This is a genomic window from Vibrio sp. 1751 (genome assembly GCF_033339895.1).
GTDB classification, from domain to species: Bacteria; Pseudomonadota; Gammaproteobacteria; order Enterobacterales; family Vibrionaceae; genus Vibrio; species Vibrio alginolyticus.
In genome coordinates this window covers 36318-59063 of record NZ_JAWOVM010000006.1, presented here as the reverse complement: position 1 = coordinate 59063, position 22746 = coordinate 36318, and the positions used below count along the sequence as shown (strand labels likewise).

Below are 22746 nucleotides of genomic sequence, written 5' to 3'. Positions count from 1 at the left end.
AAAAGAGCGCCATTTGTGCGCTCTTTTTGCGCTTTATCCCCGATTCCTGAACTCGCTTACTTCTCACAACGAGCAAATTCGAGCACAATAGAGCTTCGAATTTGAAGCATTGGCCGTTACCAATGCACAAGGGAGTGGTAAGTGAAGCAAATACCTCGACACCAGCAGATTGTTGAGCTGGTGAAAAAACAAGGCTATGTCAGCACGGATGAGTTGGTAGAAAGATTCAATGTCAGCCCACAAACCATCCGACGCGATCTCAATGAACTCGCCGATGACAACAAAATTCGTCGTTATCACGGTGGAGCCACTATTCCTCTCAGTTCTGAAAACACATCTTACAACACGCGTAAAGCGCTCAACTTCAATGAAAAAGATGTCATTGCAGACGAGGTAGTCAAACACATTCCAGATGGTGCCACACTATTCATCGATATCGGCACCACACCAGAAGCAGTTGCGCGAGCGCTCAATAAAAATCATAAACAGTTGCGTGTTGTCACCAACAACATCAATGTTGCGACCATTCTTTTCCCTAACCCTGAAATCAAAGTCATTTTAGCGGGTGGAGAAGTCCGCAGCAGAGACGGTGGTATTGTTGGCGAGGCTACCCTCGATTTCGTTAAACAGTTCCGTCTCGACTTTGGTATCCTCGGCATTAGCGGTATCGACTTCGATGGCTCGCTATTAGACTTTGATTACCACGAAGTCCGGGTAAAACAAGCGATCATTGACAATAGCCGTAGTGTATTTCTTGCCGTAGACCACACCAAGTTCGGGCGCAATGCTATGGTGAAACTAGGCAATATTGCACAGCTCAACATGATCTTTACCAATAAGCAGCCACCAGAAGAAATCTTGTCAATTTTGAAGGAAGCTTCTATCCCACTTGAAGTGGTTGAAGCTAACGAATCAAACTCCGAAAACGAGTAACGTCAATCGTATAATTCCCCCTCAAATGACCTCTGCCTTAATTAGACAGAGGTTTTTTTGTGTCTAAATCACACAAAACGCTCACAAACGAAAATAATAGATGATCACAAACGAAACCTGAGCTAGGATTACATTATGTTCTAAAATGCTCGTTCGCTCACCAAGAGGTCAAATTTATGAGTATACAAAATAATGCTTCCACTACTAGCTCATCCACTACCTTAGACTTGATCGTAATCGGTGGCGGCATTAACGGAGCTGGTATTGCGGCAGACGCAGCTGGCCGAGGTTTGAGTGTTGGCTTATATGAAGCAAATGACTTCGCATCTGCGACTTCTTCAGCAAGTTCTAAACTGATACACGGCGGTTTACGCTACCTTGAACACTACGAGTTTCGTTTAGTTTCGGAAGCGCTCGCAGAGCGTGAGGTTATTCTTCGTAAAGCACCACACGTCGCACTACCAATGCGTTTCCGTTTACCGCATCGCCCATTCCTACGCCCAGCTTGGATGATTCGTTGTGGCCTTTTCCTTTACGATAACTTGGGTAAACGTACGACGCTGCAAGGCAGTAAAACCGTCAACCTTGCGAAATCTGGCTTGCTAAAACCAGAAATGAAAACGGGTTTCGAATACTCTGACTGTTGGGTTGATGATGCACGTTTAGTATTACTGAACGTTCTTGCGGCTCGCGAAAACCATGCTGAAGTGCGTAACTACTGCCGCGTGGAAAAAGCACACCGTGAAGGTGGTATCTGGCACGTTACTATTCACGATGTGATGACAAACCAACGTTTCGAACGTAAAGCGAAAGCGTTAGTCAATGCTGCGGGGCCTTGGGTAAAACAGTTCTTTGATGATGGATTAGAGCAAGCCTCTCCTCGTAACATTCGCTTAATCAAAGGCTCGCACATCGTTGTTCCTCGTATCCACAACGAACCGCAAGCCTACATCCTTCAAAACAAAGACAATCGCATCGTATTTATGATTCCTTACTTAGATAAGTTCTCAATCATTGGTACAACAGATGTGGAATACAAAGGTGACCCACGTGAAGTGTCGATCTCAGATGACGAAGTCGATTACCTCATTGATATCGTAAACCAACACTTTGTCCACCAGTTGACTCGCGAAGATGTAGTTTGGACATACAGCGGTGTTCGTCCTTTATGTGACGATGAATCTGACTCTCCGCAAGCAATCACACGAGACTACACGCTAGAGCTCGATGCGGAATACGACCATGCACCTCTGCTTTCTGTTTTTGGTGGTAAGTTAACGACCTACCGTAAGTTAGGTGAAGCAGCAATGAAGAAACTTGCTCCGTTCCTACCTGAAATGGGTAAAGACTGGACGGCCAACCAAACCCTTCCTGGTGGTAACTTCAGCTGTAGTCGTGAACAATTAGCTAAACAAATTCACGCTAAATACACTTGGGCGCCAGAAGCATTGATTCTTCGTTATGTCACACAGTTTGGTACCCAAACCTGGAACTTAATGGAAGGCACAACAAGTGAAGCTGACTTAGGACAAACGTTCTCGGCACAAGCAGGTGGTGTTTACCAACGTGAGATCGATTACTTAATGAACCATGAAATGGCAATGACCGATGAAGACATTTTATGGCGCCGTACTAAGCTTGGTCTTTACATGAACGAGGAAGAAAAACAGGCCTTAACGGACTATTTAAAGAAAAAGCTACAACAGAAAGTGGTTAATCTTTCTCAAGTTGGCTAACAGCTCCCCTCCCTCCCCCACAATAAAGCCTGCTTAGTTGCAGGCTTTTTGTTTTGTTGTTTAAGCACAACACCTTGGTGCGCTCCACTCGATTGCAAATAAGAACAACTATTCATAGACATTTGGCGTTAAATACAATCATACTCATTTGAAAAATAATGCATCAATGACTTCAGAGTACCGTACTCAGAGCATTGCCTCTGTATGGCAATGCAATTCTCGCGAAAGAAGTATCTTGAGGTTATTTTGGTATCGGCTCAAACAAGGAAAAGAAAATGGGTTTTATGATTGAACATTGGGACTTCTCAACCCCAGAAGCAACTCAACAATCCACCACGGCAGAGCAAATTCAAGCTAAGCATTGGTACCATTGCGAACGGCTGCATCCTGATATTCGTGGTTGGCTGGAGCAGAACCAAGTACCTCGAGCTACGGTTGATCATCTATTAGCCGACGAAAGCCGACCATCTTTCCATCCTTTGGATGACGAGAACTTCATGTTGATTTTACGAGGCGTCAATATGAACGGCAATGCATCACCAGAAGATATGCTTAGTATTCGAATTCTCTACTTTCAAGGCGCACTCATTTCAACTCGTAAAATTCCATCACGTGCGATCATGGAGATTCGCCAAGCATTAGCGGAACACAAAGGCCCAAAAAGTCTTGCCAGTTTACTTCATCAGATCATTGAAGGATTAAACAGTAAAATAGACATTTACCTTGATACGATTGAAGAAACACTAAACCAGTTCGACGTGAATGATGAGTCGACGTACAAACATATGGCGACTCAAAAAGCACTGATTTCTATCAAGCGTTTTATTCGCCCTCAGCAGTACGCTATCCGTGATCTTGTGGAGTCAGAATCAGAATTGATTGCTTTGAGACCTCATCAATATCGCTTCGCACACAATAATATTACGCGCATAAATGAAACACTTGAGTTTTATCTTGGAGAAGTGGCGCTTTTCCAAGAAGAGATCAAACATCATCGTGATGAGAAAACCAATAAAAACAGTTACCTGTTTACTTTGGTAGCAACGATTTTTCTACCAACCAGCTTCTTAACAGGTTTACTCGGTATCAATGTTGGTGGAATGCCAGGCGTGGATTCCACCATGGCATTCACCTGGTTCTGCATCGCCTTAATTGTCATTTTTGGTCTAGAGTGGTGGCTATTTAAACGCTTGGGGCTCACGAATAAAGCGGACGACGAAGACGAGTAAACACTAAACCTATAAAGAACAAAAACCAAAAGAGGAGCACGCGGCTCCTCTTTTCTCTACTCACATTAGAATCTTATCCGGGGTGACCATCCACACGAGGGGTCACAAGCATCACACCAAAGCGCCACACAAATAGCCCAAACGCAACAATCCATAATCCGCCGCTGATATCAATCCACAGCATCATGTTCGCTGGGTCAAAGATCACGGCGAAACTGCGAACCAAAGCTGCCGCGGTAATTGCTGCAAACGCAAGGCTCATGTTTGGTCCTTTGTAGATCATGCGACCAGTATGTCCCATCGTCACCCGTGCAATCATCGCTAAAATCAAACCGCCTAACGCACCTATCGCAAACAGGTGAATGAGGTTATGGCTGGCAAATGCATCTCCCCAGACGCCTCGCAAAATTAAGCTTAGTGGTAAACACAAATACGCAGCATGCAGCGACCACACTAAAGGCTCGCTCAGGGTTAACCAAGGTTTCCAGCGAACAAAACGCACCAACTGAGCAACACCTGCAAATAGCATCAAAGGACTACCTAGTTCTGCAAACGTCACAGGGAAAAAGCTCAGCACAAATAGCATTACCAATGGCAAGTTCGCGAACCACTCTAACCAAGCCAATGGTTGCGCTTTTTCGAAATTAAATCGACGCGCAGTAAAAAATGGAATCACACGTCCGCCCATCACTGACAACAGCAAGGTAAACCACCACAGCATTGCTTGCCACACCGCTGAAGAGCTAAAGGGCGGCATACCTTTTATCGTTGCGTAGCTTGCAAAGTTCGCAAAGATGGCTAAAAGAAACAGTGGAACGAAAAACAAATTACGCCAACCTTTGGCTCGATACACACGAATGCCCACCTCATAGGCGACAAACAGTAAAAATACCGCTTCGATACTGCTGGTTAACCATAACGGTGCTGGTGTCCAAAGCAATATGCGGGGCACTAACCACAAGCCAAATAAAGCCAGAAGCATGTAATGCTTGGTACCATTAATGCCAGTCCAGTTTTGTACCGCGGTCAGTACAAAGCCAACTACAATGGCCATCGAAAAACCGAACAACATTTCATGTACGTGCCACCACAATGCAGGCACGGCTAATGCGTTTGGCTGTCCGCCTTGGAACATCCACACCCACAACGCAATCGCAACAATGGCGTAAATCGACCCAAACAGAAAAAACGGCCGAAAGCCTAATCGCAGCCATGCGGGGATTTTTTCTTCTACTTTTTTATCGGTGATATTCAGCATTATCTTGCCCTCAAGCGTCTCTCGATGCTGGTTAACTCAACTACATATTGATGCTACCATAAACATGTATAAAAAATACATGTTTATAATTAAGATTATACTTAAGAGGTAAAGTTGTGCTTCAGATGCGGGTTAGGTATAAACATGAGAGGCACAACTATCAGTTAAGGGATGCAACGACAATGTACATATTTGGCTATGGCAGTTTGATTAATTCTGCGTCGCGTAAGTTAACCGGACAAACGGGAGAAGCCATTCCCGCCATAGCACATGGGTTGGTTCGCTACTGGGGGAAGATTGACGACAGCTACAGCCTCTCTCCATTAGTGGTGAACCAAGGCGATGGACAGGTTAATGGCGTTTTACTCGAAGTCAATGAAGAAGCGCTCGCAGAATTCGACCGCCGTGAGCGAGGTTATCATCGTATTCAACTTCAGCCAGATCAAATCGAAACAGATGCGAGTTTTAACCAAGAACATGACATTTGGGTTTACGTAAAAGACGAGCCACTACCACCATGCGAAAAGAGCCCAATCATGCAAAGTTATGTTGATACCGTACTGGCAGGTTGCTTGGAAGTTTCCCACGCGTTTGCAGAGCATTTTGTGCGTCACACCATTGGCTGGCAACACGCGAAAGAAAATGACCGCCACCAACCCAAATATGGCAACCTTGCAGGCGTACAAGATCACCATTATGAGTTGATTGATAATCTAATAAAAAAAGGAGCCTAACGGCTCCTTTTTAGTATCTATGTTTGCTTACGCGAGCTTAAAACTTGTAATCAACACCAACGTACAGGCTGTCAAAATCAAAATCTTCGCTGCCACCGTTTTCGGCATCAATACTTACCGAAGAAGCACGGTAGCCACCAGATACAACCAAACCTGAAGCGAACTCATAACCAGCCTCAACACCGTAGTTAAAGCCTACATCACGACCATCATCGGTAACAGTGCTAGATGATTTCACTTCATAAGAAACACTCATTACACCAAGGCCAGCAATCGCACCAACATAGAAGCCTGTACCTGCAAATTGGTATTTAGGCTTCGCATTGAAATTGAACGCAGAAGCATCAACACTAAATTTAACCGGCCACCCCATGTAAGAAAATGTTTCTTCAAAGTCGCCAAAGTATATGTACTCACCTTCAAAAGCTAGTTTGAAGTTTTCTGAATATTGAAGCTCTTTACCTACAGCAAGGCTAAGACCTGTCGCAGAAAGATCTTTTGACAAGCTTTTAACTTTAAGATCTGAATTTACCAAATCAGCACCAACATACCAGTTACCTTTTGCTTGAACTGATGCTGAAGCAACCACTGCACCTAAAGCCAATAATGGCAATACTTTTTTCATTATAATTTCCTAATTTTTCATACTGTTAGACAGCTTTTAAAAGCGCGGAGATTATAAATAGAGTTGAATACTTTCCTATTGATTTGTTTATAAAATGAGACACAAAACATAAACATGAACAATAAAACGTTTGCTTGATTAAACTCTAAACAGCTCGAGTCCTATTAAGTACTAGAGTTACCACAAGTAGCAAGTTTCCAAACCAGTCGCGTTTTTCAGTATTTTTACAGCAATATAATCCTTACGTTTACGGCTTTATTTATTACTCAATAGAGTCTATTTCATGAAAACAATTTGGCTTGATATGATGATTTAAAGTGTTTAGGACTGTCTTACTAAAGGTTTGTGCATATCTAAGTAGCTGTTTAAAATAGTCAGATTATTGAGCTCACACTTGGGCAGTGCCAACGGGAAATTTACATGGCAAAGCTAAAAGATATCGCCATTGAAGCAGGCGTCTCACTTGCAACCGTATCGCGGGTTTTGAACAACGACCCAACGTTGAGCGTTAAAGAAGAAACCAAATACCGCATTTTGGAAATTGCAGAAAAACTGGAGTACCGCACCAGTAGCTCGAAGAAAGGCATCAAAGAAGCTAAGCAAAAACATCACTTTTTAGCCTTATATAACTACAAACAAGAAACAGAGGTGAATGACCCTTACTACTTATCAATTCGTCATGGGATTGAAACGCAATGCGACAAATTAGGTATTACGCTAACCAATTGCTATAACAGTGAAATTGATGTTGAAACGAAAAAGATAACAGGTGTCCTTTTAGTCGGAAATGTCGACCAAAAGGTAGTAGATAAATTACCTAAACGTCTAGCCGATAGCATTTGCTACATAAACTTTTCAGATCCAACCTGCCCTTATGATTGCGTTGATGTCGACCTTATTCGAATCAGTAGGCAAGTAGTTGATTTCTTTGTACAACGAGGCCACCGCCGCATCGGTTATATTGGCGGTCAAGACAAGCACGACGCAGCTGACACTCGTGAAAATGTGTTTTTGGACTATGGCTATCTAAAAGGCGTGGTCGCAGAACATGATATACACTATTGTGCCTGCTCTAGTTTGTCCGGTTATAACTTAGCGAAAGAGATGCTAGCCAAAGGTGACTTCCCGAAAGCAGTATTCATTGATTCAGACTCCATCGCGATTGGCATAGTACGTGCAATCCATGAATTTGGCTTAAAGATACCAGAGGATATTACGCTGATTAGTATGAATGATATTCCTACTGCTCGCTTTACCTTTCCGCCGTTGTCTACAATTCGTATTCACTCTGAGTTGATGGGAACTCAGGGAGTGAACTTACTAGTGGAAAAATACCGAGATGGACGCTTACTCCCTCTTCATGTATACGTTCAAACAGAGCTTAAACTACGTGGTACAACTCAATGATACCTTTTCCATTAATCTCTTTTATGAATTAAATCTGGAACATCCCCCCCTAACCCAAGATATTCATTTTGCACAATCAGTACTGTTTCGGCGTAACGCCGATAACTCAGCGGGTAGTAAGAAGTTCAACAACAAATCACTCTAAGCACCATGAGTGCCCCAAATGTTTATCATTTAGAGGTGATGGTCGAAGAAACCAACTCGCGTAGCCAAATGCCTTTGTCTTCATTGTTTCGGCTGGAATGCCACAGCATGGCAATATCAAAATCCGCAACGGCGATCGGCGGCTTAACAGTAATGAGATCGTCCGAAAAGCCCTCCGCCAACGCCATTTTTTCTGGCACGATGGCAATGAGATCGCGCTTTTTCAATAGATGCCGAATAGTGAGAAAGTTGCGCGACGCCACGGTGACTTTGCGGCTCAAGCCATGTTCTGCGAGCTTTTGGTCTACTTGTGTCTTTAAGCTCCCATCGGGACTTACCAGAGCTTGCTCGATGTTCGCGAACGCTTCCAGAGACAGCTGTGTTTCCCCTTTCAATGCCTGTTTATCACACATACACACGTGTTTTTCCGTGTACAAGTACAAGCTCTCAAAGTTGTCATCCAACACTGGCATGCTGCCAATAATGACATCGATCTTTTCGTGCTCAGTTAATGCCACGTAGTTGCTACGATTGACGTTAATAAAACTGATCTGGGCCTCTGGTGCGCGCTGGCGTATTTCGTCATAAAGCCGAGGAGCAAAGATAAACTCGGCATAATCCGTTAATCCAATGCGACATACACCCGCATAATTTTTAGGTTGGAAGGCAGACTTAGTGAGCAAGTCTTTGGCGATAGAGTCCAGCAAATGATGCACAGTTGGCGCGATGTGGTGAGCGTGCTCGGTGGGCTCCATCTTGTGCCCTTTTCGCTCAAAAAGCGGGTCATCAAACAACAACCTTAAACGAGACAAACTATGACTCATCGCCGACTGGCTAACGTAACTTTTCTCTGCCGCGACGCTAACGCTTCGATAGCGATACAAGTAGGAAAACGTCACCAATAAGTTCAAGTCAATGTTGCGCCACTGAATGTCCTCTTTCACTCCAACATCCTCATCCCATTTCATTCATAGATGAAATTAAAATCATCAATTTGAGTCATTTTAGAGCATTCGATAAATTAGCAACAATGCTTTTTAGATAAACAGGCTCGACATGTTCACCATATTCAAAACTTTTTTCTGGCTGGGTTGGTTCAGCTTCGGCGGCCCTGCGGCTCATATTGGTTATTTTCGCCAAACATTTGTTGAGAAACTGAAATGGCTTGATGACAGCGAGTACGCGCAAATTGTCGCGCTCAGTCAGTTTTTGCCGGGACCGGGCTCAAGCCAAGTTGGCTTTGCTTTAGGCTATAAACGTGGCGGTTTAGGTGGCGCATGCGCAGCATTTGTCGGATTCACGCTTCCTTCAGTGGCCATCATGTTGGCGCTGGCGATGGTGAGCAGCCAAATCACCGACACCGCAGTGTTCCAAAACATCGTTCACGGCCTAAAACTGCTCGCAGTCGTCGTCGTGGCGGATGCGACTTGGGGCATGTACAAAAACTTCTGCCAAAGTAAACTGACCGCGGGTTTGTGCATCGCGACTGCGATTGCGTTGCTGGTGGCACCAAGCATCATGACGCAAATGTTCGTGTTGATCGCAGCAGGTTTTGTCGGAATGCGATATCTGAAGAAAGACTCCGCGTCATCAGCCGAGCCGTTTAAACCGTCTATCGCGCCATTGGCTCTATTTGCGGTGCTTTTACTCGGCTTACCATTAGTGGCTCATACGTTACCTTTGCTTGGGCTGTTTAGTGATTTTTTCCAAGCTGGTAGTTTAGTGTTTGGTGGCGGTCATGTGGTGCTGCCGCTTCTGCAAAACATTGTTGGCGACCAGCTCAGCCAAGATGCATTTTTAACAGGCTACGCCGCTGCACAAGCTATACCGGGGCCAATGTTCACCTTTGCGACTTTTATCGGTTATGAGCTTTCGGATACGCCAATTTTAGGCGCTCTGATCGCAACGCTTGGCGTATTCCTCCCAGGGTTTCTTTTACTGCTTGGCGTTCTTAAAAACTGGCAAGCACTGGCAGGCAAACCGCTGGTCTCCGGCGCCATCAACGGTGTAAATGCCTCGGTAGTAGGGTTACTACTCGCGGCACTTTACCAGCCAGTATTTAGCAGCGCAGTTGTTGCTCCCATCGACATGGCGTTAGTGATTGCGGGTTTCTATCTACACAAAAAGCTCAACCTTTCGGTACTATGGATGATCGTGTTTTTTGTGGCAGCAGGCCTTGTCACGGGCATGATGTAGCCTGCTGATACGCCAACTATTGAATCTAGATAAACCACGGGCACTCAAATACGAGTGCCCTTGCTTAGATTAGATAGTGAAAACGGAACAGACCCCGATAAAAAGAGCATCACAAATTGTGACTTAACTTCTCTCGGTTAAGCCATTGTTCATTCTTACCAACTTAACTGCATCATGACGAGAATGGACATCGAGTTTTTTGTACAACTTGTATATATGGCTTTTCACTGTACTTTCAGATAAAAAAAGTCTTGAAGCAATTTGTTGATTTGAAATGCCGTACACAAGTAGCTCTAGAATCTGTTTTTCTCTGCATGTTAACTCATCATGCTGCTGTTCTTCGGACAAATTTGCATGCCGATAATTGAGGACTAACTTCTCTAGGTACATTCTTGGTAGCCACAACCCACCTTTCAGTACGTATTCCGCGCCATCACATATATGTGTCACTGATGCACTTCGGAGCAAAATTCCTTTTAACAACTTCCAATGCAGTAAGTCCGTTTGTACTTTTTCACAAGGGACGTTGTGAAGCATAAAGGACCACCCAAATAGATCAAAATCTGGTAACTTTCCTTGCACTTCAAGCTGACGCATAAAATCGTAATCAATAAACATCAAATCGATACTGAGTGAGTGACTTCTGAACACCACTTCATCTGGTTGCATTATCTTTACATCGACATCATGAATGGAAGATAGTTGTTTTTTTATTAAGTTACTTTGTAAATTACTCTCAGCTAGCAGTATCAAGTGCTTCTTTTCCATAGTCCCACCACATTAACTTACCTGTTTCACCAACCCCCGTTAGAAAATTAATTGGGGATAGCAAAGAGAATTTATCTTCATTTTAAGTAGAAAATATAGCACTTCAGAATGATATCGCATTGCTTTTCAGCACCGAAAAAGACTTAAAAAGTATGAACCTGTTGTGTTTTTATCCATACTTTTCAACCTGTGTTAGCATAAGGATATGATTTATAATATTAAATAATAAAGATAATAATTGGATAAAATATCATTTATAAAAAATGGATGACTGCTCCGCTCAGTGCAATAGAACGAATTACTTCTTTATATTGGCTTCATTTCATACTTGATGAGTACTTAAAGTAAATACAAAAAATAACATTATGATTATGTTATTTTTTTCTTTAACACCTTAAAGAGACGCACCTAAATACTCCCTTCCAGCCTGAATCATTCTCAATAATGAGAACAGCTTTCACTGATCCTTTCTTATAATTTCATCGCTTCCCACAACATTTGAAGGAAGCAGCAAGAAGTTAAGTGCAGTCATTTTTAATCAGGAATAACAGGAAATGGAGTAATCGTTATGACTCTAAACAAAACAGGGCTTGCTTTAGCAATGTCAGCAATTTTATTTAGTGGCTCTCTAATCGCGAATGAGATCGATGATGGAGACGACAACATGCAATGGACTGACAGCGCTAATACCGATATCGGTTTATCTGGCAGCTTCAATGATAACAGTGACAATAGCGCATCTCTCGGTGTTGGTGATAGCTTCAACGACAACAGCGATAATAGTGCGTCACTAGGTATTGGTCATAGCTTCAACGACAACAGCGACACTGACAACAGTGCAACTCTTGGTGTTGATGACAGCTTTAATAACAACAGCGACAACTCAAACTCGAGCACTAACACAGCTCAAAGCCACAACGACAATAGTACGTCTAACGCTAACGACAACAGTACCAGTGCTGATCTTGATGTGAGCCTAAATAGTGATAGTAGTGATTCAAGTACTAACACAAATAGAAGCCACAACGACAACAGCGACTCTAGTACTACTGTAAGACGTAGCAACAACGACAACAGTGACTCTAGTATCAACAGTAGCTTTAACGATAACAGCGATAATCGTAATCAAAGCGACAACCGTAACCAGAGTGATAACCGTAGCTACGCTGATTCAAGCACAACAAACTCGAACAGCTTTAACGACAATAGTAACTATCAAAGTGACTCGAGCTCAACAAATGTTGATAGCTTCAATCAAGTCCATATGGATACAGATATGGTTGTTGCGAGCTCAAGCCTAATGGGTGGTGTTACAGGTGCATCAGTTATTTATGCAACTAACGCGGATGATACTCGAGTTCGAGTTGAAAACATGAACACCCTTGGTGGTCTTGGTGGTGCGGCTGGTATTACTACCGTTGGTCAGAATGCTGGTTCAAATTCACTTGTACAACAATCTGTTACAACTAATGCAAGTGTGTTTACTGGGGGTGAGTAACCGACTAGTAGGAGAAAGCGATGCGTTTGGCAATCTGTACTTTGAGTATGATAGTTGCCTGCACTGCACTCGCTGATGACATTGCATTATCTGGCGGAGAAGTTAGCTTGGATATCATGAATGAATCAAGAGGTGGACAAAATGTTGAACTCGACTTGGTTTATGCAGAATCAGATATCAATGGTATTTCGTCAGATAATGTCGCGTCAAACACCGTGAGTGGTAACAATATACTATCAAGTGGAGCGTTCGCAGACAGTTCGGGTATATCCAACGTAATTCAGAACAGCGGAAACAACGTTTTAATCCAGAACTCTACCGTCGTTAACCTGACACTCAAGTAAACAATATGAAAGTATTAAATAACGTAATTTGGCTGATGCTCGTTTATTCAGCATCAGCCATTTCATTAGAACTGCTACCTTACCGAGCACATTACTCTGTTCCTGTTAAAAGCTACAAAGAAATAGTGTTCGGTGATGTTTTTCGCCAACAGTATGACTTCAGCTGTGGCTCTGCCGCCCTGGCTTCTCTTCTCACTTTTCATTATGCAACAGAGTCATCTGAACAAGATATCTTCAAAAGCATGTTTGAAAAAGGTGATAAAGAAAAAATCAAAGAGAAAGGTTTTTCTTTGTTGGATATGAAGTTTTACTTGGATTCCATAGGGTTACGTTCTGACGGCTTTCAAGTAGGATTGGAGAAAATTAAAGAAGTCGGCGTCCCTGGGATTACTCTCGTTAATTTCGATGGGTATATGCATTTTGTTGTCATCAGAGGTATAAACAATCACTCAGTTATTCTAGGAGACCCTTCTAGAGGAACCATGATAATGAAACTGGATGAGTTTGAAAAATATTACCAAGGAATTGTGTTACTGGTCCGTAACGAAGCGGAAATGGGAAGGTCTAGCTTTATAACCAATGATAATTTCACCGTATATCAAAGATCACCATTAAAAACAGGAGTGTCTAGAGATTCCTTAGGGGTATTTAGCATTACTCTCCCAGTTTCCGGTGAAAATTAATATAACATTGTTTTAAATAACTTTAAGAACTAAACAACCTGAAAGGCCTGCATTATGAACTACAATAAATTTTTGTTAGTGCTTTGTATGCTAATACCTCATTTTAATGTGAATGCTAAAGATGTTGGCCTGCAAGAACTTACTCCTCTTTCAAATTTATCTTTAGAAGAATATCGAGGTGGCTTCCAAATTACGGACGAGTATATTATTAATATTGGATTAAGCATTACTACGACTATAAATGGCGATGATATTTTGAACACAAACATTGCCAACTTAGTAATTGAAAATGGTAATTTAAAAAACATTAGCGCAAATAGTGAAAATCAAAGTGGAGATATTTTCAACCAGGGTATTGTTAACATCATACAATTTGGTGAAGGAAATATTATTGGAGATGATTCTATAGATTCACCCCAAATGCCTTCGTCTCAAAATCCTAATATAATAAGTTCAGACTTTATAAATTCAAGTATTATCAATATTATTCAAAACACGAAAGATAACAGTATTATTGGACTTAGCACGCTCGTAGACATTGATGCTCAAGTAAATGGGGTAATACGGGAAATCAAAGCAAACCAACAATTAGAAGACGCCTTATTGAACCACCTTCAATGAGCATTTCCATTTTTATCTGAAAAATTGTCACGTTAAGCTTCTTTGATATTAGAAACGACTGATATCTATGATTACATACCAAAAGAAAGGTAGATATATCAATAGGCCACCATCATTTTAAGAATATATACCTACTTTATCCAATATAATCCAATCAATTTATAATGCGAACACTAGGCGCTAACGATAAATTAGGCCCAAGACTCAAGGGCCTAATATCCATTTTACAAATTAAAAGGTACTCGTACTGTTAATTGAAAGTCGGGAGTATCTTCTGTAAGACCAGCTTGAGCACTAACATTGATAGATGAGCGTTCACTAAAGGCATAGTTTATACCAAAAGTTAATGCATCTAATTGAAGCAACTTAGCATCATCTGCCGATCTGCCATTTACTTTGCTTTTTAAAATAGTTTTATGGCTAAGTCCTAAAGAGAATGAAAGATCAGGATTCACCGCAAACCCCATTCCTCCTGAAAGAGAAATAGTGTCTCCAAGTTCAACATCAGCTTTTGTGTCGCCAACTGTAACAGTATCCTCTAAGTTATAAATATAACTTAGACTAGCGAACAAGACCGCAGGATCAACAGGGTGAATAAGAGATAAATTAGGCTCAAAACTCCAAAAACCCGAACCTGTAGGGACATCACTAAATGAGTTGCTTCCATCTTCAATAGAAACATCATAAGGCGATCGTCCTGTATCCGACTTTACTCTAAGGCCACCTACCCAGTATGGCGCAGACTCAAAGTTAAACTGGTGCCTCAATGCGAACTCTACATCACCAAGCCCTCCGCCATCCACCGTTGTGTTTACTACTTCACTGTTTGAACCATCTTGAATGGGGCGCGTAGAAACTTGGTCATTACGATACACATACGGCACTCTAACTTCTAACTCTGTGGCGTTTGTTAAACCGTACCGAGCAGTTAATCCAACGGTTACTGTAGTCCTATCCGAATCACTCACTTCAATTCGCCCAACAATCAGAGTTGGTAAGACTGTATACCCAACAACAGATACTTTGTTTGAAGAGTTTTGTGTATAGCTTAAAGACGAATCAAATGACCATTTACCTTTAGGTGTGAGAACGCCTGGGCGCTCAATAACATCACCAACCGTTTGGGCGCGCTGAGGAATATCATCTCCTTCAGCACTATATGCATTCCCCGCAATGAATAAACTACAAAGATAGGTACCCAGTAAAGTCTTCCGTAACATCACATCTTTCCTTTTGCTGATGATCGTACCCAAGTAATCTCAGGCAATAGCTTGAGGTGAAGCTCCTAACTTTCCAAAGTAAGATTAGTATAGCTACTTCAAAACCACGACATACCTTTAAGTTTGGCGCTTTGAAGAAATTAGGAGACATTTATACTTATCTTCAACACTAAGCCACTAGTTAATAAATAATTAGGATAGATTCTATGTTTTCGCAATATTATTAATAAAATAAATTGCTTACCTGTGCTCTTAGTATGAAGTCGATATGACATAACAGCTGAAAAGCCTGTTCTCTTTTGCGTAGCATCAATCACATTGCTTTTTTAGATCGAGTCGCTCCGACTTCAACCATAACTAACGCTATCTTCCCCACATATTTCATCAAAATGCATTCCCGTGTCGCGATTTAACATGCTAAAGTTAACAATGCGTTAACAATTATAAATACAATGAGAAGACATGGAGTCACTTAAAATGAATCAGCCGAATCTAAATAGCGCTGCTGGTTGCGCTCTCCCACCACCAAATGAAATGATCCTCAAATGGGCTCAAGAGCGTCCAAATGAGGTCTACCTAAAACAAATTATTAACCGACAATTTGTTGAGTACACATTCTCTGATGTTGCAGATCAAGCCTTAAAACTTGTCAGCGCACTACGCTCACTTGGTGTAAAGCCTGGCGACAAAGTCGCATTAGTATCTAAAAACTGTGCAGAATGGTTTATTTGCGATCTTGCTATGATGCTTGGTGACTATGTCAGTGTGCCAATCTTTCCTACCGCCGGTGCAGACACCATCGAATACTGTGTGACTCATAGTGAAAGTAAAGCGATCATTGGCGGAAAACTCGATGATCCCAAAGCAACTCAGCAAGTCATTGATGCTATGCCTGAACTCATTAGCATCGCTCTACCTTATGACACGGCACCAAAGTGTAAGCACGAATACCAAGCGCTCATTGCTGATGCAGTGCCAAGTAAAGAGCGTCCGCAGCATTACGATGACAAGCTAATGTCGTTGGTGTATACCTCAGGCACATCAGGGTTACCGAAAGGCGCGATGCTAACTTACGGCGCATTCAGTTGGTCTGTTCAGCAACTGATCAATCATATTGGTATCCAAGAAAACGACCGATTGTTCTCTTATTTACCGCTCGCTCATATTACAGAGCGTGTTTATATCTTCGGTTCATCGATTATGGGTGGCGTGCCAACAGCATTTCCAGAGTCACTGGACACTTTTATCGAAGATGTGAAGATGCACCGACCAACTCTGTTTATCTCCGTCCCACGATTATGGACGCTATTCCAGCAACGTATTCAAGACAAACTTCCACAGAAGAAGCTCAATATTCTGTTGAAAATCCCATTCGTCAATTCTTTGATCAAGAAAAAGCTAGCAGATGGTCTAGGTTTAGATCAGGCTCGAGTATTAGGCTGTGGCTCTGCACCTGTCTCGCCAGCGCTGTTGGAATGGTACCACTCAGTGGGCCTTGATATCACAGAGGCTTGGGGGATGACGGAATCATTTGCCTACAGCACGCTCAACTACCCATTTAGAGCTGACAAAATCGGTAGTGTCGGTAATGCAGGACCAGGCATTGAGTTAAAAATCGCAGCTGATGATGAAATCATGGTGCGTGGCAAAGGGCTATTTTCTGGCTACTACAAAAATGACATTGCCACCCAAGAGTCTTTTGATTCAGAGGGCTGGCTACACACAGGCGATATCGGCGCTATCGACTCAGATGGTTATCTAACGATTCAAGGCCGTAAAAAAGATAACTTCAAAACCGCCAAAGGTAAATTTGTCTCTCCGGTTCCTATCGAGAAAAAGCTTTTCGAGTACAGTCGCGTAGAGATGATGTGTCTCATCGGTTTAGGGCTACCCGCTCCGATTCTTTTGGTTGTGCCACATGACTTCCCTAACTTTGATCGAGAGCGATACGCACGTACCACACGTAAAGTTATTGCCAGGATGAATCAAGAACTCGCCTCTCATGAGCAAATCAAAGGTGTGTTAATGATTAAAGAACCTTGGAGTATAGAAAATGGCGTACTGACGCCAACGCTTAAAATTAAACGTCATGTGCTCGAACAAAAGTATCATGAGATAGGCCACAATTGGCCAAAAGATGAATTGGTCGTGTGGGAAGAAGACTTGTAATTTTGCTTGCACTCCTCAACACCATTGGGGAGTGCAACTTAACTTTGAGCTTGAATCAAACTCATAAACTACTCTCTCCAGAATGGCTTACTCACTTCACAACTAATCTCCCTTTCACCTAACCCAATATCGTCCCAAAGGTGCTTTGGTAACTCTCTCAAGTGACGACGTGTCTTATAGTTCCTTCTCCAAGCCGCCAGTTTAGAATAAATTAACTGTAACCCGCTCTGATGGGCAGTAGGTATAGTACGCTCACAAGTGTGTGTCATGTTTTCCATTTCAAAGATCCCTATACAATGTTGACCACTTAATAATCAGCGACTACGCTGATATCCTCAAACGATAGAATCTGCCATAGAGTTAAGGAAAACTAATGTGAAAGATCGAATGCCTCCCTTACAGGGCTTGTATTACTTTTTCGTTGCAGCAAAGGAAGGAAGCTTTAAAACGGCAGCAAAAGAACTCTTTGTTACGCCAGCGGCCATTAGTCAGCAAATTCGTCATTTAGAAGAGTTCTTAGGCACGGACCTATTTGTTCGTCAGCACAGAAAAATCGTGCTCACACCTGAGGGAGAGCTACTGTTTAGTCAGGCAGAAAGAGGGTTTGCTCATTTGCAGCAAGGGGTTAGATTAGTCAATCAAGATCCAAACCCGAACCACCTTTCGATATCAACACTCCCCTCTTTCGCTCATCATTGGTTAGTCCCGAAAATTACGGCTTTTCGTCAGCGTCACCCTGATATCGCCTTGCTATTAGAACCAACCAATGATTTGGTGTCTTTTCAAGATAGCCAGATAGATTTATGTGTTCGTTACGGTTTAGGAAAGTACCCCAATTTAGAATCACAATGGCTAATGGACGAAGCTTTTTATCCAGCTTGTCATCCGGTGTACCAGAAAGAGCACGGGATCTATAACATCGAGGATTTAAGCAAAGCTGAGCTGATTGAAGATGTTTGGCCTGATCTTGATTGGAATATGTGGTTAGCAACCTTGGGTCACTGCGCAGCAAAGCCTACCTTAAAATACAGTGGATCACATCTCGTGCTTGAGGCTGCACTATCACTTCAAGGCGTGGCATTAGTAAAACACAGTTTAGCTCATCAATATTTTCGTTCTGGCAAATTGGTCCGAATTGGAGATATCGCTATCAAGCCCAACTTTGCGTATTACTTGTGTGCGCCAAAAGGCTACTTAAAAAGACCTAAAGCTCAATTGTTTGCGCAATGGTTGAAGGAAGAAATAGAAATATTTGAAAAGTCAGTGGTACCAGACTTTAAGACCATTGACCTAAAAGGCAACAGCACTAGAACGGCATCATAACAATCGTCAAAACAAACGCTAAATAGGAATAAAACAAAAACGCTCTGCGTATAAGACTGCTAGATACAAAAAGCCCCGCACTAAGCGGGGCTTTCAAGTTATAGAGTTAACTTAAGAATTACTTCTTAGCGTTACGCTCTTTAACGTCAGCAATTACTTGCTCTGCAACGTTTGTTGGACATGGTGCGTAGTGTGAGAACTCCATAGAGAACTGACCACGACCAGAAGTCATAGTACGTAGAGTACCGATGTAACCAAACATTTCTGATAGAGGTACATCACCCTTGATACGTACGCCAGTAGACGCTGCTTGTTGGTCTTTGATCATACCACGACGACGGTTAAGGTCACCGATTACGTCACCAACGTGATCTTCTGGAGTGAACACGTCAACTTTCATGATTGGCTCAAGAAGTTGCGCGCCAGCTTTAGGCATAGACTGACGGAATGCACCTTTCGCTGCGATTTCGTAAGCGATAGCTGAAGAGTCAACTGCGTGGAAACCACCGTCGAATAGTTCAACTTCAACGTCTAGAGTAGGGAAGCCAGCTAGAACACCGTGCTCCATCATTGACGCAAAGCCTTTCTCAACTGCAGGCCAGAATTCTTTAGGTACGTTACCACCAACAACTGTTGATTTGAACGTGAAGCCAGAGTTTGGCTCACCTGGTTTGATGCGGTAATCGATCTTACCGAACTGACCAGAACCACCAGACTGTTTCTTGTGCGTGTAGCTATCTTCGATTGCTTGAGTGATAGTTTCACGGTAAGCAACCTGTGGAGCACCAACTTCTAGCTCAACGCCGTAAGTACGCTTAAGGATATCTACCTTGATGTCTAGGTGAAGTTCACCCATACCTTTCAGGATAGTTTCGCCTGAATCTTCATCAGTCTCAACTTGGAATGATGGATCTTCTGCAACCATTTTACCGATCGCAATACCCATCTTCTCAGAACCGCCTTTATCTTTAGGCTTAACTGCGATAGAGATTACTGGATCTGGGAAGATCATTGGCTCAAGAGTACATTCGTGCTTAGGATCACATAGAGTGTGACCAGTTTGAACGTTCTTCATACCAACTACAGCGATGATGTCACCAGCTTGTGCTGAATCGATCTCGTTACGCTCGTCCGCGTGCATCTCAACCATACGGCCGATACGCTCTGTTTTACCAGTTGCAGAGTTAAGGATTGTGTCACCTTTCTTCATCTTACCAGAGTAGATGCGGATAAAGGTTAGAGCACCGAAGCGGTCATCCATGATCTTAAATGCAAGAGCACGTAGTGGCTCGTCTGCAGATACAGTCGCAACTTCACCAGTTGGCTCACCAGTCTCTGAATCAGTTAGAGGCTGTGGATCAACTTCTGTTGGAGATGGTAGGTAATCAATTACCGCGTCAAGAATAAGTTGGATACCTTTGTTCTTGTACGCTGAACCACAGTAAGTTGGGAAGAATGCTAGATCACGAGTACCTTTACGGATACAACGTTTGATGTCTTCTAGAGATGGCTCTTCGCCTTCTTCTAGGTAAGCCATCATTAGATCTTCGTCTTGCTCTAGAGCAGTTTCGATTAGCATTTCACGGTATTCAGCAGCTTTTTCTACCATGTCTGCTGGAATATCTTGAACTTCGTAGTTCTCTGGTTGGCCAGACTCATCCCATACGTAAGCTTGTTGGCTTAGTACGTCTACAACACCTACGAAATCTTCTTCGATACCGATAGGTAGAGTCATAACTAGAGGTGTAGCACCTAGTACGTTCTGTACTTGATCTACAACTTTGTAGAAATCTGCGCCCATACGGTCTAGTTTGTTAACGAAGATCAGACGTGATACGTGTGATTCGTCAGCGTAACGCCAGTTAGTTTCTGACTGAGGCTCAACACCACCAGAACCACAGAATACACCGATACCACCGTCAAGTACTTTTAGAGAACGGTAAACTTCGATAGTGAAGTCAACGTGTCCAGGAGTATCGATGATGTTTAGACGGTGATCGTTCCAGAAACAAGTTGTTGCTGCAGACTGGATTGTGATACCACGCTCAGCTTCCTGCTCCATGAAGTCAGTAGTAGTTGAACCGTCGTGAGTGTCACCGATCTTATGGATCTTACCAGTTAGCTTTAGGATACGCTCTGTAGAGGTAGTTTTACCCGCGTCTACGTGAGCAAAAATACCAATGTTTCTGTATTTTGATAAATCAGTCATTGTCTTACTCTGTTAATAAGGTATAAAGTGCGCGCAGAGTATATCACATTCTGTCAATACTGATACCCTTGCGTGCGGATGGAAGAAAAAAAATTTTAACGTGAAATTTCCGTCCCCAAAGCATAGTCAAACACAGCAATTTATGTACTTTATTCGCATTTTATTGAGGACGGATAGAACAGTTTGTGATTGCACAAATACCATTCTTATGAGCATTACAGCTCGTCAAAAGCCTCTATAGCTTCCGACAATTTCTTAACGCCGTGAATTTGCATGCCAGGGATGCCACCTTTCGGCATGTTGGCTGCTGGCACGATGGCTTTCTTGAAACCATGTTTGAACGCTTCATTCAAACGCTCTTGCCCACTTGGCACTGGACGGATTTCGCCCGCAAGCCCTACCTCACCAAAAATCACCACATCTTTAGGGAGTGGACGGTCACGAAAACTCGATAAAAGCGCCATAACTAAAGCAAGATCAGCGCTCGTCTCCGTCACCTTAACACCGCCAACCACATTAACAAAGACATCTTGGTCTGCCATTTGTAAGCCACCATGCTTATGCAACACCGCGAGCAAAAGTGATAGGCGGTTCTGCTCCAAGCCGACCGCAACACGACGAGGGTTGGCTAACTGCGAGTAATCCACCAGCGCTTGAATCTCTACTAGCAGAGGGCGCGTGCCTTCCCAAACCACCATGACGGAAGAGCCTGATGTTTCTTCTTCACCACGAGAAAGGAAGATCGCTGATGGGTTACTCACTTCTTTCAATCCTTGGCCTGTCATTGCAAAGACACCAAGCTCATTCACAGCGCCAAAACGGTTTTTATGACTACGCAAAGTGCGGAATCGGCTATCCGTTCCACCATCGAGTAGTACCGAACAGTCGATAATGTGTTCAAGAACTTTGGGGCCCGCAAGGGTACCATCTTTTGTTACGTGACCAACAATAAATACCGCAACATTATTCTGTTTTGCGTATCGTGTCAGAGCCGTCGCAGATTCACGTACCTGAGCAACACTGCCAGGCGACGATTGAACATCAGAAACGTGCATCACCTGAATCGAGTCTATTACCATTATACGAGGCTGCTCTTTTTCGGCGATTTGGCAAATTTTGTCGACGTTCGTTTCCGATAGCATTTTTAAATGATCTTTCGGCAAGCCCAATCGGGAAGCACGCATTGCCACCTGCTGTAACGACTCTTCACCGGTTACGTAAAGCGTTGGCATTTGCGCAGATAAACTACACATGGTTTGCAACAGAAGGGTTGATTTTCCTGCACCAGGGTTACCACCAATCAAAATTGCGGCACCTGGCACAACACCACCACCCAAGACGCGGTCAAGCTCTTTAAACCCACTGGTGAAGCGAGGTACTTCTTGCAGATCAATTTCGGATAGCGTTTGAACCGTAGCTTCTGTTGCGGAACCAGCGTAGCCGCTTAAGCGTTCATTGCGAGCAACGGTTGGCGATGCAGCGATACGTACTTCTGTTATCGTATTCCATGCACCACATGCGTTACACTGCCCCTGCCAACGGGGAAAGTCCGCGCCACAATCATTACAAACATACGCTCGTTTTGCTTTCGCCATGATGCCTCAATTTTTTCTACAAATGTGACTAAGCACAGCCAAGTCAGACCTGAA

At 43.0% G+C, this 22746-nt stretch carries 20 protein-coding genes; 12 read left to right on the top strand and 8 right to left on the bottom strand.

Annotated elements, in window-relative coordinates:
- Positions 1-141: 141 nt before the first annotated feature.
- From R7041_RS04100 to R7041_RS04090, 3 genes are all read left to right on the top strand, one after another.
- Positions 142-933, top strand: coding sequence for a DeoR/GlpR family transcriptional regulator (locus R7041_RS04100; RefSeq protein WP_005380192.1), 792 nt, complete (start codon positions 142-144; stop codon positions 931-933).
- A 176-nt stretch (positions 934-1109) separates the two neighbouring features.
- The gene (glpD, locus tag R7041_RS04095) at positions 1110-2669 is read left to right on the top strand and encodes a glycerol-3-phosphate dehydrogenase (RefSeq protein WP_186584701.1); all 1560 of its coding nucleotides are present in this window, start codon (positions 1110-1112) and stop codon (positions 2667-2669) included.
- A gap of 275 nt (positions 2670-2944) precedes the next feature.
- Positions 2945-3898, top strand: coding sequence for a CorA family divalent cation transporter (locus R7041_RS04090; RefSeq protein WP_005380188.1), 954 nt, complete (start codon positions 2945-2947; stop codon positions 3896-3898).
- A 73-nt stretch (positions 3899-3971) separates the two neighbouring features.
- On the opposite strand, the gene R7041_RS04085 is transcribed toward R7041_RS04090, so the two are convergent.
- Entirely contained in the window at positions 3972-5156 is a 1185-nt protein-coding gene (locus R7041_RS04085) for an NnrS family protein (RefSeq protein WP_064368736.1), read from the bottom strand.
- Positions 5157-5338: 182 nt separating this feature from the next.
- Here R7041_RS04085 and R7041_RS04080 point away from each other — a divergent pair, with 182 nt between their 5' ends.
- Entirely contained in the window at positions 5339-5890 is a 552-nt protein-coding gene (locus tag R7041_RS04080; protein ID WP_064368737.1) for a gamma-glutamylcyclotransferase family protein, read from the top strand.
- A gap of 37 nt (positions 5891-5927) precedes the next feature.
- Here R7041_RS04080 and R7041_RS04075 read toward each other — a convergent pair whose 3' ends face one another.
- Complete coding sequence (locus tag R7041_RS04075; protein WP_017820436.1) at positions 5928-6515, bottom strand: outer membrane beta-barrel protein; 588 nt, start codon at positions 6513-6515, stop codon at positions 5928-5930.
- A gap of 420 nt (positions 6516-6935) precedes the next feature.
- On the opposite strand from R7041_RS04075, the gene ebgR reads away from it, so the two are divergent.
- The gene (gene ebgR, locus R7041_RS04070; protein ID WP_025768213.1) at positions 6936-7922 is read left to right on the top strand and encodes a transcriptional regulator EbgR; all 987 of its coding nucleotides are present in this window, start codon (positions 6936-6938) and stop codon (positions 7920-7922) included.
- 170 nt (positions 7923-8092) lie between these two features.
- On the opposite strand, the gene R7041_RS04065 is transcribed toward ebgR, so the two are convergent.
- On the bottom strand, positions 8093-9010 hold the full coding sequence (locus R7041_RS04065) for a LysR family transcriptional regulator (protein WP_155604223.1): 918 nt from the start codon (positions 9008-9010) through the stop codon (positions 8093-8095).
- A gap of 112 nt (positions 9011-9122) precedes the next feature.
- Here R7041_RS04065 and chrA point away from each other — a divergent pair, with 112 nt between their 5' ends.
- A complete protein-coding gene (chrA, locus tag R7041_RS04060) occupies positions 9123-10262 on the top strand; it encodes a chromate efflux transporter (RefSeq protein WP_064368739.1) in 1140 nt (379 codons plus the stop codon).
- A 123-nt stretch (positions 10263-10385) separates the two neighbouring features.
- Here the strand turns inward: chrA and R7041_RS04055 are convergent, their stop codons facing one another.
- Positions 10386-11030: a helix-turn-helix transcriptional regulator gene (locus R7041_RS04055; protein WP_005380169.1), complete on the bottom strand. Its 645-nt coding sequence runs from the start codon at positions 11028-11030 to the stop codon at positions 10386-10388.
- A 568-nt stretch (positions 11031-11598) separates the two neighbouring features.
- On the opposite strand from R7041_RS04055, the gene R7041_RS04050 reads away from it, so the two are divergent.
- From R7041_RS04050 to R7041_RS04035, 4 genes are read left to right on the top strand one after another with little or no spacing between them, the layout of a single operon-like run.
- Positions 11599-12528 carry a hypothetical protein gene (locus R7041_RS04050; protein ID WP_005391691.1) on the top strand — a complete coding sequence of 310 codons (930 nt, stop codon included), beginning with the start codon at positions 11599-11601 and terminating at the stop codon, positions 12526-12528.
- A 20-nt stretch (positions 12529-12548) separates the two neighbouring features.
- Positions 12549-12872 carry a hypothetical protein gene (locus R7041_RS04045; protein WP_005380167.1) on the top strand — a complete coding sequence of 108 codons (324 nt, stop codon included), beginning with the start codon at positions 12549-12551 and terminating at the stop codon, positions 12870-12872.
- A 5-nt stretch (positions 12873-12877) separates the two neighbouring features.
- Positions 12878-13555 carry a C39 family peptidase gene (locus tag R7041_RS04040; RefSeq protein ID WP_033905563.1) on the top strand — a complete coding sequence of 226 codons (678 nt, stop codon included), beginning with the start codon at positions 12878-12880 and terminating at the stop codon, positions 13553-13555.
- A gap of 54 nt (positions 13556-13609) precedes the next feature.
- The gene (locus R7041_RS04035; protein ID WP_064368740.1) at positions 13610-14176 is read left to right on the top strand and encodes a hypothetical protein; all 567 of its coding nucleotides are present in this window, start codon (positions 13610-13612) and stop codon (positions 14174-14176) included.
- A gap of 224 nt (positions 14177-14400) precedes the next feature.
- Here the strand turns inward: R7041_RS04035 and R7041_RS04030 are convergent, their stop codons facing one another.
- Positions 14401-15396, bottom strand: a complete 996-nt coding sequence (locus R7041_RS04030; protein WP_064368741.1) for a transporter — start codon at positions 15394-15396, stop codon at positions 14401-14403.
- Between the two features lie 477 nt (positions 15397-15873).
- Between R7041_RS04030 and R7041_RS04025 the strand changes: the two genes are divergently transcribed.
- Positions 15874-17565: an AMP-binding protein gene (locus R7041_RS04025; RefSeq protein ID WP_025768211.1), complete on the top strand. Its 1692-nt coding sequence runs from the start codon at positions 15874-15876 to the stop codon at positions 17563-17565.
- Positions 17566-17633: 68 nt separating this feature from the next.
- Here R7041_RS04025 and R7041_RS04020 read toward each other — a convergent pair whose 3' ends face one another.
- Positions 17634-17834, bottom strand: a complete 201-nt coding sequence (locus R7041_RS04020; protein ID WP_224721253.1) for a DUF1127 domain-containing protein — start codon at positions 17832-17834, stop codon at positions 17634-17636.
- Positions 17835-17940: 106 nt separating this feature from the next.
- On the opposite strand from R7041_RS04020, the gene R7041_RS04015 reads away from it, so the two are divergent.
- Positions 17941-18888 carry a LysR substrate-binding domain-containing protein gene (locus R7041_RS04015; protein WP_017820432.1) on the top strand — a complete coding sequence of 316 codons (948 nt, stop codon included), beginning with the start codon at positions 17941-17943 and terminating at the stop codon, positions 18886-18888.
- A gap of 118 nt (positions 18889-19006) precedes the next feature.
- Here the strand turns inward: R7041_RS04015 and fusA are convergent, their stop codons facing one another.
- Complete coding sequence (gene fusA / locus R7041_RS04010; protein ID WP_005386444.1) at positions 19007-21097, bottom strand: elongation factor G; 2091 nt, start codon at positions 21095-21097, stop codon at positions 19007-19009.
- A 215-nt stretch (positions 21098-21312) separates the two neighbouring features.
- Entirely contained in the window at positions 21313-22692 is a 1380-nt protein-coding gene (gene radA, locus R7041_RS04005; protein ID WP_005386443.1) for a DNA repair protein RadA, read from the bottom strand.
- Between the last annotated feature and the right edge of the window lie 54 nt (positions 22693-22746).